The organism is Alistipes indistinctus YIT 12060 (assembly GCF_025144995.1).
GTDB lineage: Bacteria > Bacteroidota > Bacteroidia > Bacteroidales > Rikenellaceae > Alistipes_A > Alistipes_A indistinctus.
Window position 1 is genome coordinate 879,302 of the sequence record NZ_CP102250.1, and the last position, 12,429, is coordinate 891,730.

Below are 12,429 nucleotides of genomic sequence, written 5' to 3' on the forward strand. Positions count from 1 at the left end.
AGTCATGTCCTAACCATCCTGCAATCCGGCATGCGTAACGTCGCAGGTATATTCGTTATTTCCGGTAATCGGTTACCTCCACCAAACCGCGCGTGCCTTTGTACTTGCGGATATTACCGAACACTTTGATCTTCTGGCGGAATACCGTACCCTGATTGTCCGGAATATTCAACGCATCGCGCACTTTGCCTTCCGGCAGCATCACCGGGAAGCAGTCCTCGGGCTTGATCCCGCTGCCGTTGGTGTTGCCCAGCATCAGGTTGTCCTTGATGCCGGCCTCCGTGATATTGGTAAGCGTATCGATCCATTGTTTGTAATCGCTGCCGTCCACCACACCATTGACATAACCGGTTACCCAAACACCGTCGACCTCGTCGTCGAGCAGATGCTGCACGGCATAGGTCGTATAAGGGAAGAGCAGCGAACCGTCACCATACTGGGGCGCCACGGTAACCTCGAACACGAGCGGCGTGTAAGGCGGAATAATCGTTCCCCTATCGACGCTCCCGGTAGAGCTGTTCGCCGTAAAAGTGGGAAACTGTCCGGAAGAACCGTACCCGTAGGTCGAAGTAAAGACCATGGTGGCCGTTTCCCCGTACACCATCTTGGCTAATGCTGCATCCATACCGACTACCACGACATTCGTCGAGGTCGTCTCCTCTTCTTCGGAAGCTCCTACATCGACCGACAACGGTTCGTATTTGCCCGAAGAGGCATACTGTGCCAAGTTGTATTTTTTAGCCGTGTCCTCTATATTCGTATCGAATACGAAACCGTCGAGGAAGCGCCCCACGTAATAGATAGATACAGTAGAGTCTTTTTTTATTGTCGCCGTGTCTTTACCGAAAGAGATCGGCTTGAGGTAAAGGTTCGTACGCACGGTGTCGGTCAGGTTCATATTTAACTGCCCCACCGCATAGTTTTGCACCAGCGACGCCTCGTATTTTTCAGGATCCTTGACCACCCGAACCAGCTCCAGGTCCATAACGACCGGAATATTGGCGCCCAGTGCGTTCTGTCCACCGAACCCGGAGTATTCGTAACTGTATCCGCTCGACCCATAAGCCAGATCCGACGGAATATAGACACGCCACTGATCTCCCTCTTTCATATGCCCGAGCGCCAGATAATTGCCTACGATAAGGTTCAGATCCGAACCGTAATAAATGCTGTTATAGGGAGTGAACGGTACGTAGTCGGGTGTGTAATGCGTGTAGTAGTTAAACGTCCCCTGATATTTGGCAATTTCGGGATCGCGCGTCACGACCACATCCCCCGAAGCCATTGTCCTACCCGTATAATTGATCATGACCCACGTATCCACATCGGCGGGCGTCAACGCTCCGGGTTGCTCGGACGATTTGAGTTTCTCCACATATATCCCGCCGTCCAGCTTTTCGGCATTGGGGGCATACAACTGAATCCACGCCTCGAAAGAGCGTTCACGCAAGGTTTCATTGGATTCATCCTCGTTTTTCGCACAGGAGGCCGCGAGCAACCCGATTACGGCGCATACGGCGCAAGCGAAAACTTTTTTTCTCATATTCGACTATTTAACCACTTGATTCACTACTATATCCCACACCAATGGCGTATTGGCAGGAACCAATCCCAACGGTTTATTGCCATAACCCAGCCGGGACACCAGAAACAACTGCACTGAATCTCCCTGGCGGCATCCGTCCAAACCGAGCCGTACGCCTTTCACCAGGCGTGAATCGCTGAGCGAAATCTCCTGGGGCTCGAACGGCCAGTAATGCTCCAGATCCGTTAACGACTCTTCGTCGATCAAATCCTTACGATTGGTATAATAAAGCTCGCCCTTACCGCTGCTGCCCGAAGAAAACGCATAAACCGCAAAATCGATTACGGCCGAACTTTCGCCATCGAGCACCGGTGCCGTACCGTAGCCTTCCCGATCGGTGTTGGTGATATAGCGGTAGACGCCCGATTGTTCCGTATAAGCGTACTGCTGACCTTTCAGGTAGCTCGTAAAGGATGTGCGCTGGGTCTCCTCCAGTGTATCGTCCTGTTTCGAACAACCTCCCGCCACCAAGGCCGCCAGGGCCGCAATCACGTAAAATCGCCTCATCGTACTGCCGTCAATAGCTCACAAAATTATATTTTTTTTACCCAAAAGCAAAATAGGGGGCGCCTTACCATATTAAACTCACGGAAAGCCGGTTTATTGCACCGGAGCTGTGTTTTTTACATGAAAAAAGAGGTCGGTATGAAACCCAACCTCTTTTTACTCTCTTTGAACCGCCTCCGGACAGCTGCAAGGTATAGCCCTGCAAAAGCCGGTCCTACTCCCCGGACATGAAATAACGCTGCGACTTGAGCAGGTTCCGGGTTTGCAGCACCATCGTCTTCGTTTCGTTGATAATGGTCAGGTAGAGGATACTGCTGCGTGTAGTGGTCGTTTTGGCCTTGACCCGCTTGATCTGGCTCTTGATCGCGGCAGCCAACGTATCGAACAGTTTATCGCGCATCTGGAGAATCGCATCGAGCTGCGAGAAATCGTTGTTCTCCAACATCGTGTTGATTTTCTGATAAATGCTACTCACTTTCTCATTAACCTGCTGCAAATCGGCCACCTGTTCCTTGGTCATCCCCTCATGGTTGTTGTTGATGTGGTCGAAACTGGGCCGCGTGATGTGTACGAGCGCTTTGGTCACCTCGTTCATGTAATCGATGACCTGTACATAATAGTGCCCCGTCTCGATATAGTTTTCCTGCAGTTTGAAAAGCGTCGGCAGCATCTCATGCTTGCGTTCATGGGCAATCCGGTACAGCTCCTCGGATTCGCGCACCATCTGCTTGAGCAACTTACGGTCTTCGTCGAACAGCCCTACGAGCGTCTGCTGATAGATTTCAGTCACTTTGAGCATCGTTTCCGATACTTCGTGCACGCAACGCTCGATCACCGTCTGCTCCGGTCCGTCAGCCTCTTCCTCTGCCATCTTCTCTGCCTGTTTCTTCACTTTGCGGCTGTGCAGAATAGAACTTTGAACGAGCAGGTACGCGCACAGGCAAGCAAACAGCACCACTGCGATCATACCGCCCCACATCAGGCCCAGAGCTACCAGGAAGGCGATGGTAAAGGCGATCAGCGCTGTAAGGAACCAGCCTGCTATTACGGTCAGTACTCCGGTGATCCGGTACACTGCGCTCTCGCGTCCCCAGGCACGGTCGGCCAACGACGAACCCATCGCTACCATAAAGGTAACGTAAGTCGTCGAAAGAGGCAACTGCAACGACGTAGCCATCGAGATCAGGATCGAGGCGACCGTCAGATTCACCGTGGCACGTATCAAATCAAAAGACGCTTTGTCCTTGGTCTCTGGTGAGTAGACCGGAACAAAGCGGCTTTCGATAAAACGCTGCAAACGTTTGGGGGTATATTTTTCATAAGTTTTGTTGCAGTTCAGGGCGCTTCGAACAAGCGCGCGCGACACCGAGGTGGAACCGAACCGCTCCGCACCGGCATCCTGCCGGGCCAGGTTGATTTCCGTATCGGAAACCGTCTGCGCCTTTTTCGAAAACCACAGTGTTACGACCATAATCGCTCCAGACAGGAACAGGATTATCGGACGCGTCGTCACCGCACCGTTCAGGCTGCCCATCAGCGTATTGACATCCCCGGAACCATGCACGATCACGTTCTCATAGGAATCGAACCCGGCCACGAACACACCGATAAAGTTCACCAGGTCGTTACCCGCGAATGCCAATGCCAGCGACAAAGTGCCGGCCAGGACGGTAATCTTCAGGATATTCACCTTCAGCATGCTGAGGATCGACATGATGATGCTCCATCCCACCAGCAGAATGCCCAGCAAGGCCAGAATATGGGTATCCATCCAAGCCATCAGCGCGGGATTCATCAGCGAAGAGTCTTTCAGGCCCTTGAAGATCGCGAAATAGGAAATCGCGGTGATGGCGATACCGCACCACACGGCTCCTACCGTCTTGATCTTTCGCTGGTAACGGTATGAAAAAATCAGGCGTGTAATGTACATCACCGTAGTACCGCAGACAAAAGCGATCGCCACCGAAAGGAGGATCCCCGAAATGATCGCCATAGCCTTACCCGTATTGATATACGTGGCCAGGTCCGCCATCGTGTGCAGGTCGCTGTGCGTGATCTTGTAAACCGATACGCTCACGGCCGCGCCCAGCAATCCGAACACCAGCGAAACGGTCGTCGAAGTGGGCATGCCCAGCGTATTGAAGACGTCGAGCAGAATCACATTCATGAACATGACGGCCAGGAACAGCATCATCACCTCGGAGAAAGAGAACATTTCGGGATGGAACACCCCGCTGCGGGCTACTTCCATCATACCGCTGGAGGTGATCGCCCCGACGATGATACCTACCGAGGCAACCGTCATGATGACATAGCGCGGAGCGACCTTCGAACCCAAAGCCGAGTTAAGGAAGTTCACCGCATCGTTGGCCACTCCGACCACCAGCCCGGTAATGGCCAGGGTCATCATGATCCCCACGATGATCATGTACATACTATCCATAAAGTCTCAAATATTTGCTGTTTCGCCGGCAAAAATATAACAATTTGCCGGAAGATCAAGCCTTCAGCGGCAAAGATTAACGTTTTGTTCATCCGAAAGTTCCCTCAGCACCACGGTCGTCGGACACTATCCGAATGCTTTTTAAAGGCGTTTAAGCGCCATGCGGATCAGCTCTTCGACCTGCGCCTGGGGCTGTTCTTTGACCAGTGCGCGCAGCACCTTTTCGGAGGCCGGTTTGGCAAATCCGAGCATCATCAGCGCCGAAAGCGCTTCGGCGAACGATTCTCCTCCCGCCGCCTGCATCGGCAACTGTGCATCGCCTCCCGGCAATACCCCCAATTTATCACGCAATTCGACGATAATTTTCTGCGCAGTCTTGATACCGAGCCCTTTCACGCTCTTGAGCACATCGGCCTGCCCGGTGGAGATAATCGTGCGCACCTCGTCCGATGAAAAAGTCGACAAAATCATACGTGCCGTATTTCCGCCCACGCCCGACACGCCGATCAGCGCCCGAAATACTTCGCGCTCCGCAAGCGAATAAAACCCGTACAGGATTTGCGCGTCCTCGCGGACGATAAAATGAGTGTAGAGCTTGACTGTTTCGGAGGAACCGATGCTGGCGTAAGTTTGCAGCGAGATATTGAGGCTGTACCCCACCCCGCCGGCTTCGATCACCGCTTCGGCGGGCGTCAGCCGGTCGACAACGCCCCTGATATAATCGTACATAACGGCCTGTGTAATTTGGAAACAAAAATAGCGAAACAAAAATAAATATTATATATTTGCGCTATAATTAACTTTTAAACCTCTATTTCAGACGTATGAAAAATCTTCTGTTGGCCGCGTCGGCGGTCGCCCTGCTCGCCGCCACAGGCTGCTCGGACAAAAAGGGAGGCTCTGTCGCAATGTCGGGAGCCGATACCGTTACCACTGCCGCCAGCGCCAGCGTCGCTTATTTCAATATCGACTCGCTGATCAGCAAATACGATATGTACACCGACCTGCGTTCGGCTTACGAAGAGAAGGCCAAGAAAGCCGATGCGGAACTGACTTCGAAAGGACGTGCCCTCGAACGCGGGGTCCGCGACTACCAGGAGAAGGTGCAGAACGGATTGGTAACCCGTGCGCAGGCACAAGGTATCGAAGAGAACCTGAACCGCCAGCAGCAGGCTTTCGTACAGCACCGCGACCAGGTAATGGGCGAGATGGCCGAAGAGGAGCAGGTACTGCTCAACCAGATTCACTTCAGCATCACCGAATACCTCAAGGAGTTCAACAAGGACTACCGTTACAGCGTTATCCTCAGCACATCGACCGGCGGCCCGATCTACAATGCCGATCCCAAACTCGACATCACCACGGTTCTGCTCGAAGGACTGAACAAAAAATATGCGGCCGACAAGGGAAAAAACAAAAACGCGCTGCCCGCCGCTCCCAAAACGGAAGAGACCAAACCCGCAAAATAAGCTTCGCGGGTTCATAGCGAACCCGATACGGGAATTTCTCCACACCGATAACAAAATTTATACTATGAAAAAGCGCCCGGGATTTCCGGGCGCTTTTTCATATCTGTGAAATTTTCATTTACTTTGCTCTACCAAGATCGCTTCGTCATGCATAAAATACTGCTGTACGCCAAAGTGACCGCACGCCGGTTCAGCAATCCCGTCTTTTTCGGGCTGCTGGGACTTTCGTTTTTGCTGTGGTACATCACCAAACTGAGCTACACGTACACCACCGACATCACGATCCCGGTCCGCATCGACAGCACGCAATACACGGTGCGCTGCAACGTCGAGGGGATCGGTTACCAAATCCTGATGCACAAATGGACGCCGCGCAAAAATACGGTGATCCTTTCGGCCGACAACATCGCGGTCAATCCTTCGGCGGTCGTCCCCGGCTCCTACGACATTTCCACTTTCGCGCTGCAAAACATCATCTCGGCTAAAATTTCCGACCTGAAAATCAAATCGGTCGAAGCCCCCGTCGAAGTGGAACAGCCCAAACGTCCCAGATGAAAAAGATCGGCATAACAGGAGGAATCGGCAGCGGCAAAAGCACCGTGTGCCGCGTATTCGCCATGCTCGGAGCCGCCGTGTACGATTCGGACCGCGAAGCCCGGAGACTGATGAACCGGGATCCGCAACTGATTATGCGGATAAGTTCGTTGTTCGGCCCCGAAGCATATCGGGACGGCGAGTTGAACCGTTCGTACGTCGCCGCAGCCGTTTTCAACGATCCCGCCCTGCTCGCGCAACTCAACGGAATCGTCCATCCGGCCGTAGCCGCCGATTTCCAGCAATGGAGCCTGCAACAACACGCGCCTTATGTCATCGAAGAGAGTGCGATCCTCTTTGAAGCCGGGGCCGACCGCCAGATGGACGCCACGGTCGCCGTGGTAGCGCCCGAAGAGGTACGCATCCGGCGCACCTGCCTGCGCGACGGCACGGACGAAACGGCCGTCCGTGCACGGATCGCACGCCAGATGGGCGACGAAGAACGCGTCTCGCGCGCAGACCACGTTCTGATAGCCGACGAGAGCAGGCTGCTGATTCCGCAAATTATCGAACTGCACAACCTTTTCATCCGATGACCACACTAACCGTCGGCTCCCACCGGATCGACTTGTCTATCCCCGCCGTGATGACCATCGTCAATGTCACGCCGGATTCGTTTTACGCAGGCAGCCGCACCGCATCGACCGAAACAATCGCCGCACGGGTCCGCGAAGCCGCCGCGGCCGGGACCTCGATGCTCGATGTGGGCGGGTACTCGTCACGCCCCGGAGCGGAAGACGTTTCCCCCGGCGAGGAGACCCGCCGCCTCGCTGCGGCCCTGGAGGTGATCCGCCGCGAAGTACCGGAATTACCCGTTTCGCTCGACACGTTCCGGGCCGAAGTAGCCGAAAGGATCATCCGCGACTATGGCCCCTGCCTGATCAACGACATTACCGCCGGAGAGGCCGATCCGTCCATGTTCGGCACCGCCGCCCGCCTCGGGGTGCCCTACATCGCGATGCATATGCGGGGAATGCCCGACAACATGCAGCAACTGACCGATTACCGCGATATCACGGCCGAAGTCTGTTCCTATTTCGAAGAGAAAATGCAACGGCTGCAAGAGGCCGGAGTGCAGCAGGTAATTCTTGACCCGGGATTCGGTTTCGCCAAGACCGTCGAACAGAATTATGAACTGCTCGCCCGGATGCACCGCCTAACCGGACTCGGCTGTCCGCTGCTCGCCGGGATATCGCGCAAAAGTATGATCTACAAAGTGCTCGACACCGACCCGGCCGATGCGCTAACCGGCACCACGGCACTGCATTGGGAGTGCCTGCGGCAAGGCGCCGCGATCCTGCGGGTACACGACACCCGCGAAGCGGTACAGGTCGTGCGGCTGTGGCGGAAATTCCGCGAAAATTCGTAACTTCACCGGCGGAACACGGCCGAACGGTTTTGTTTAGCCGTTACGCTTACTGGATCTACCCCGGCTCAACTCACCCTAATGCAATTCCCCATGATCGAGACCAAAGACGTACACAAAAGTTTCGGGACGCTCGAAGTCCTCAAGGGCATCGACTTACGTATAGACAAAGGCGAGGTGGTTTCCATCGTAGGACCGAGCGGTGCGGGGAAAACGACGCTGCTGCAAATCCTGGGTACGCTGAGCCGCCCCACTTCGGGCGAAGTGATGATCGACGGCACGCCGGTACAGATGCTTTCGGACAAACAAATTTCGAAATTCCGCAACACGAAGATCGGCTTCGTATTCCAGTTCCACCACCTGCTGCCCGAATTTACCGCGATGGAGAACGTCTGCATCCCGGGCTATATCGCACGACGCGACCGGACGGACGTCGAACGGCAGGCCCGCGAACTGCTCGAAATGCTTGGCATGGAGCACCGCACCGAACACAAACCCGCAGAACTCTCGGGCGGGGAACAGCAACGCGTCGCCATCGCGCGTGCACTGATCAATTCACCTGCCGTACTGCTGGCCGACGAACCCTCGGGCAATCTCGACACGAAAAACAAAGAGGAGATACACAAACTCTTCTTCACACTGCGCGACACGCTGGGACAGACGGTCGTAATCGTCACACACGACGAACAACTGGCCCGGATGTCCGACCGGGAGATCATGATGGTCGACGGGTGGATCCGCCCCTGAACCGCCCCCCCGCTTTCCGCCGCCACCCCGATTCACCCCGGAGCTCCGGCGAACCTGCAATTCGAATCTTATTCACTTAATCCATAAAACCACATGAAAAAAACAGGAATCTTCTCTCTGCTTCTTTTACTGGTAACCACCGCATGGGCGCAACCCTCTCCCACCGTACCCGCTGCGCTCAAAGAGACCAAAGTATCGAACGCCGAACTGCTCAAATGGACGTTCAACGGCATCGGCAAAGTATACGACGAATCGGGCCGGCAGATCTGCCTGCAGGAAGGCGAAAACTCGCTGGGTGTAGGATTGTATTCGCCCTTGAGCTACAAAGGCGACGTAGTGATGCGCTATAAGGTCATGCCGCTGAATGCCGCGACCGTACTGGTCAACCTGCTGTGCATGTCCGACGAGGGCGAGTCGCTGGAGCTCACATTCCCCGACGGATACGACGGCAGCATGGGCCCGATCCTAAACAAAGAGGACTACTTCATCGCTTTCCGCAACTCCCCGCACGCCACCGCACCGTTCATCAGCAAAAATCCGAAAGCGGGGCAACTGGCCATCGCCGACAAGGACGAGATGATTCCCGGAGTCTATTACGACGTGGAAGTGGGCCGCGTCGGCAAACTCGTATGGCTCAAAGTGGACGGCAAGACCGTGGTACAGTGTACCGATCCGAATATTCTCCCGGGCGGTCATCTCGGCATCCGGCTGCGCGGGCTGGCAGGTCATCCGGCCGCCTGCGTCATTCGCGACCTGTCGATCCTCAGTGCGCAATAAGCCGCCGGTGCGGCACGTTCCCTAAACGACTCCCGGCGCACGACGCTCCGGGAGTTTCTATTTACCGTAAACCGCCGCTTTCGTCATTAAACACGGTTTCAATATGACACGCCCTGCAGCCAAAACCAACGCATTTTCCACCGAAACGAAGGCTACTCCCGACCGGCCGCAATGTTCCCGGACAACCCCCGCCGCAACCGAAATGCAAAAGGAATCCGCAGCCACATGCCGTCCGGATAACGCAGAGCTGCACGAGCTGCTCGAATTCCTGCACGACCGCTACAACTGTACGGCATTCGTCGCCGACGACCCCGTAGCGATCCCGCACGACTATACCTCGCGCGAGGATATCGAGATCAGCGGCTTTCTCGCAGCCACGATCGCCTGGGGTAAACGCCCGATGATCGTCACCAACGGCCGGCGGCTGATGGAACGGATGGACCGGGCTCCGTATGATTTTGTCCTCAACGCATCGGAACGCGAGTTGGGCGCGCTGGCGGGATTCGTCCACCGCACTTTCAACGACGGCGACTGCATCGATTTCATCCGGGCACTCCGGCCGTTCTACGCTCATTCCGGTTCGGCGCATCATCCTGCAGGCATTTCACGACCTGCACTCTCTCCCATCGGATTGCCCGCCGAACCCGTGATGGACGCTGCGGGCGCCACACCACAATCGCAACGAACGGAACCCCGTTCGGGACTCGGCGGCTTTTTCGAACGGGAATACGCTGCCTGCGGCGATATGCGGATCGTTTTATCGCGCTTTCGTACGGCGTTTTGGCAGAACGAACACCGCACCCGTGCCGAAAAACACCTGGCTTCGATCGACCGCGGTGCGAGCTGTAAACGGCTCAACATGTTCCTGCGCTGGATGGTGCGCCGTGACGACCGGGGCGTAGATTTCGGACTTTGGCCCGGGATTCCCGCCTCGGCGCTCTACCTGCCGCTCGACGTACATACTTCCAATGTAGCGCGCGCATTGGGACTGCTCGCACGAAAACAGAACGACTGGCGCGCCGTCGAAGAGGTCACCGCCTCGCTACGCCGCTTCGATCGCGCCGACCCGGTCAAATACGACTACGCTCTCTTCGGCGCCGGAATGGACGGAAAATTAAAACCGGTGAAAAACTGAGAGTTACACAAACAATCGGAAAATCATTTCTCAGAAACGATTTTCCGTTGATAATTGACCTTACCGGCGCGCAAAGAGAGGAGCAGATAAATGAATCCCATCATGAGTACAATCATTATATGGTCTCCATCAATCACGAGCAGGATCAACACAACAACAGCCAACGCCAGCAATACACCGATTACAATATCCCAAAACCAGAGTTCTAATTTATTTTTACCTTTCAGACAGGGTTTTGGTTGAAACATAGGTGCAGGTAACGAACTACGCATCAAAGACAACAGCACGAATACATTTAGCGGCAACAAGAATAACAGGACCGTATGACTTTGAATAGCAATCGGAATTCCAATGGAATCGGCGCTAGGCAGATAATCACCTCGCATGGCCCTGAATAAATAGTACCATCCCGTAGCTGGAATCATCAAAAGCGCCATTCCATTGGCAAGCATCCATAAAACTGTTTTATTTTTAGTCTTGACAGATTTCAAATCCTGTAATGTTTTTACGTTCAAAAAGAAAAGAAAACAAAGACACCCAAAAGAAAATGAGATAATTCCGCTCCCTATATCCATACAGCGAGTCCATAATCCGATACTTGTCGATTCATTTGAAATAATTTCCTGCTGAAACAGCACACAAGCCGTGACTAACAGCAAAATACCGATGAAAAATGCGACAAATAGATATACCCTTATATTATTAAAATTTCTCATATCTAAATTATTCAATCCTGCCAATGGAACGCACGTATATACACAAAGAAATTTTTTAATCATCAAAAAAGTAAATAATTTCTTATGCTATTATGTAAAAATATTTTGATTTGAGCAGAATCGTCCGTTAATTTACGGGCTTCTGAAACAGGGGGGAATAGTGGTAGAATATCTACATAACATACCAAGCATGGTATTGCAACAGTTCAAGAACTGGATGCTGCCTATCGCGATGATCACCGGCGGGCTGTTCTACCCGTTTTTCTCGCAACTGGCCCCCGTTATTCCCTACCTGATCTTCTGCATGCTGCTGGTCCCTTACTGCAAAATATCGCTCACGCGCATACGGATCAAGCCGTTGCACCTGTTTCTGATCCTGATCCAAATTATCGGCGGTCTCGGAATTTATACCGCGCTGAGCTTCTACGACCCATTGGTGGCGCAAGGAATCTTCATCTGCGTACTGGCCCCTACGGCCACTTCGGCCGCGGTCATCACCGGCATGCTGGGCGGGAACGTCGCCTCGCTGGCCACCTTCAGTCTGCTGAGCAATCTCTGCGTCGCTGTACTATCCCCCTTGATATTCTCGTTTATCGGCGAACACGTTTCGATGCCGTTCGGACACTCCTTCGGGATCATCTGCCGTCAGATGATCCCCTTACTGATCCTGCCGTTCGTTTTGGCCATGCTGTTGAGAAGGTTTCTTCCCCGTGTGCACCACGAAATCAAAAAACGGCAGGAACTTTCGTTCTACATGTGGTCCGTCGCACTGGCCACCGTAACCGGCAACACGGTCTCGTTCCTGATGCGGCAGGATGCATCGAATTACCGGATCGAAACGATAATGGCGCTGCTTGCGCTGGTCGTATGCGGTTTGCAGTTCATCACCGGACGCAGGATCGGGCGCCGTTTCCGCGACAAAGTCGCCGGAGCGCAGGGTCTCGGACAGAAAAACACGATCCTTGCGATCTGGATGGCACAGACCTACCTCAATCCCGTTTCATCGGTCGCCCCCGCTTTTTATGTGGTGTGGCAGAACATCGTGAATTCCTACCAGTTGTGGCTCCGGCGGCGCGACAAAGGCTGAAAA

Annotated in this window: 13 protein-coding genes; 8 read left to right on the forward strand and 5 right to left on the reverse strand. The window is 54.1% G+C overall.

What is annotated here, in order from left to right:
* Positions 1 to 55: 55 nt before the first annotated feature.
* From NQ495_RS03910 to ruvA, 4 genes are all read right to left on the reverse strand, one after another.
* Positions 56 to 1,543, reverse strand: a complete 1,488-nt coding sequence (locus NQ495_RS03910; RefSeq protein ID WP_009134259.1) for an FKBP-type peptidyl-prolyl cis-trans isomerase — start codon at positions 1,541 to 1,543, stop codon at positions 56 to 58.
* 6 nt (positions 1,544 to 1,549) lie between these two features.
* Positions 1,550 to 2,092, reverse strand: a complete 543-nt coding sequence (locus tag NQ495_RS03915; RefSeq protein ID WP_009134258.1) for an FKBP-type peptidyl-prolyl cis-trans isomerase — start codon at positions 2,090 to 2,092, stop codon at positions 1,550 to 1,552.
* Positions 2,093 to 2,306: 214 nt separating this feature from the next.
* The gene (locus NQ495_RS03920) at positions 2,307 to 4,535 is read right to left on the reverse strand and encodes an inorganic phosphate transporter (protein WP_009134257.1); all 2,229 of its coding nucleotides are present in this window, start codon (positions 4,533 to 4,535) and stop codon (positions 2,307 to 2,309) included.
* A gap of 141 nt (positions 4,536 to 4,676) precedes the next feature.
* Positions 4,677 to 5,264 carry a Holliday junction branch migration protein RuvA gene (gene ruvA / locus NQ495_RS03925; protein WP_009134256.1) on the reverse strand — a complete coding sequence of 196 codons (588 nt, stop codon included), beginning with the start codon at positions 5,262 to 5,264 and terminating at the stop codon, positions 4,677 to 4,679.
* A 95-nt stretch (positions 5,265 to 5,359) separates the two neighbouring features.
* On the opposite strand from ruvA, the gene NQ495_RS03930 reads away from it, so the two are divergent.
* The 7 genes from NQ495_RS03930 to NQ495_RS03960 all read left to right on the forward strand — a co-directional run bounded on the left by NQ495_RS03930 (position 5,360) and on the right by NQ495_RS03960 (position 10,623).
* On the forward strand, positions 5,360 to 6,004 hold the full coding sequence (locus NQ495_RS03930) for an OmpH family outer membrane protein (RefSeq protein ID WP_009134255.1): 645 nt from the start codon (positions 5,360 to 5,362) through the stop codon (positions 6,002 to 6,004).
* 147 nt (positions 6,005 to 6,151) lie between these two features.
* Complete coding sequence (locus tag NQ495_RS03935; protein WP_009134254.1) at positions 6,152 to 6,559, forward strand: hypothetical protein; 408 nt, start codon at positions 6,152 to 6,154, stop codon at positions 6,557 to 6,559.
* On the forward strand, positions 6,556 to 7,134 hold the full coding sequence (coaE, locus tag NQ495_RS03940; protein WP_009134253.1) for a dephospho-CoA kinase: 579 nt from the start codon (positions 6,556 to 6,558) through the stop codon (positions 7,132 to 7,134). Before NQ495_RS03935 ends, coaE begins: the two co-directional genes overlap by 4 nt.
* Complete coding sequence (folP, locus tag NQ495_RS03945; protein WP_009134252.1) at positions 7,131 to 7,967, forward strand: dihydropteroate synthase; 837 nt, start codon at positions 7,131 to 7,133, stop codon at positions 7,965 to 7,967. The genes coaE and folP overlap by 4 nt, the downstream gene beginning before the upstream one ends.
* 90 nt (positions 7,968 to 8,057) lie before the next feature.
* The gene (locus tag NQ495_RS03950; RefSeq protein ID WP_009134251.1) at positions 8,058 to 8,711 is read left to right on the forward strand and encodes an ABC transporter ATP-binding protein; all 654 of its coding nucleotides are present in this window, start codon (positions 8,058 to 8,060) and stop codon (positions 8,709 to 8,711) included.
* Between the two features lie 93 nt (positions 8,712 to 8,804).
* A complete protein-coding gene (locus NQ495_RS03955) occupies positions 8,805 to 9,488 on the forward strand; it encodes a hypothetical protein (protein ID WP_009134250.1) in 684 nt (227 codons plus the stop codon).
* A gap of 103 nt (positions 9,489 to 9,591) precedes the next feature.
* Complete coding sequence (locus tag NQ495_RS03960) at positions 9,592 to 10,623, forward strand: DUF2400 domain-containing protein (protein WP_009134249.1); 1,032 nt, start codon at positions 9,592 to 9,594, stop codon at positions 10,621 to 10,623.
* A 23-nt stretch (positions 10,624 to 10,646) separates the two neighbouring features.
* Here the strand turns inward: NQ495_RS03960 and NQ495_RS03965 are convergent, their stop codons facing one another.
* A complete protein-coding gene (locus NQ495_RS03965; protein ID WP_040294525.1) occupies positions 10,647 to 11,339 on the reverse strand; it encodes a hypothetical protein in 693 nt (230 codons plus the stop codon).
* 190 nt (positions 11,340 to 11,529) lie between these two features.
* Between NQ495_RS03965 and NQ495_RS03970 the strand changes: the two genes are divergently transcribed.
* Positions 11,530 to 12,426, forward strand: coding sequence for a bile acid:sodium symporter family protein (locus NQ495_RS03970; protein WP_009134247.1), 897 nt, complete (start codon positions 11,530 to 11,532; stop codon positions 12,424 to 12,426).
* The last annotated feature ends 3 nt before the right edge of the window (positions 12,427 to 12,429 follow it).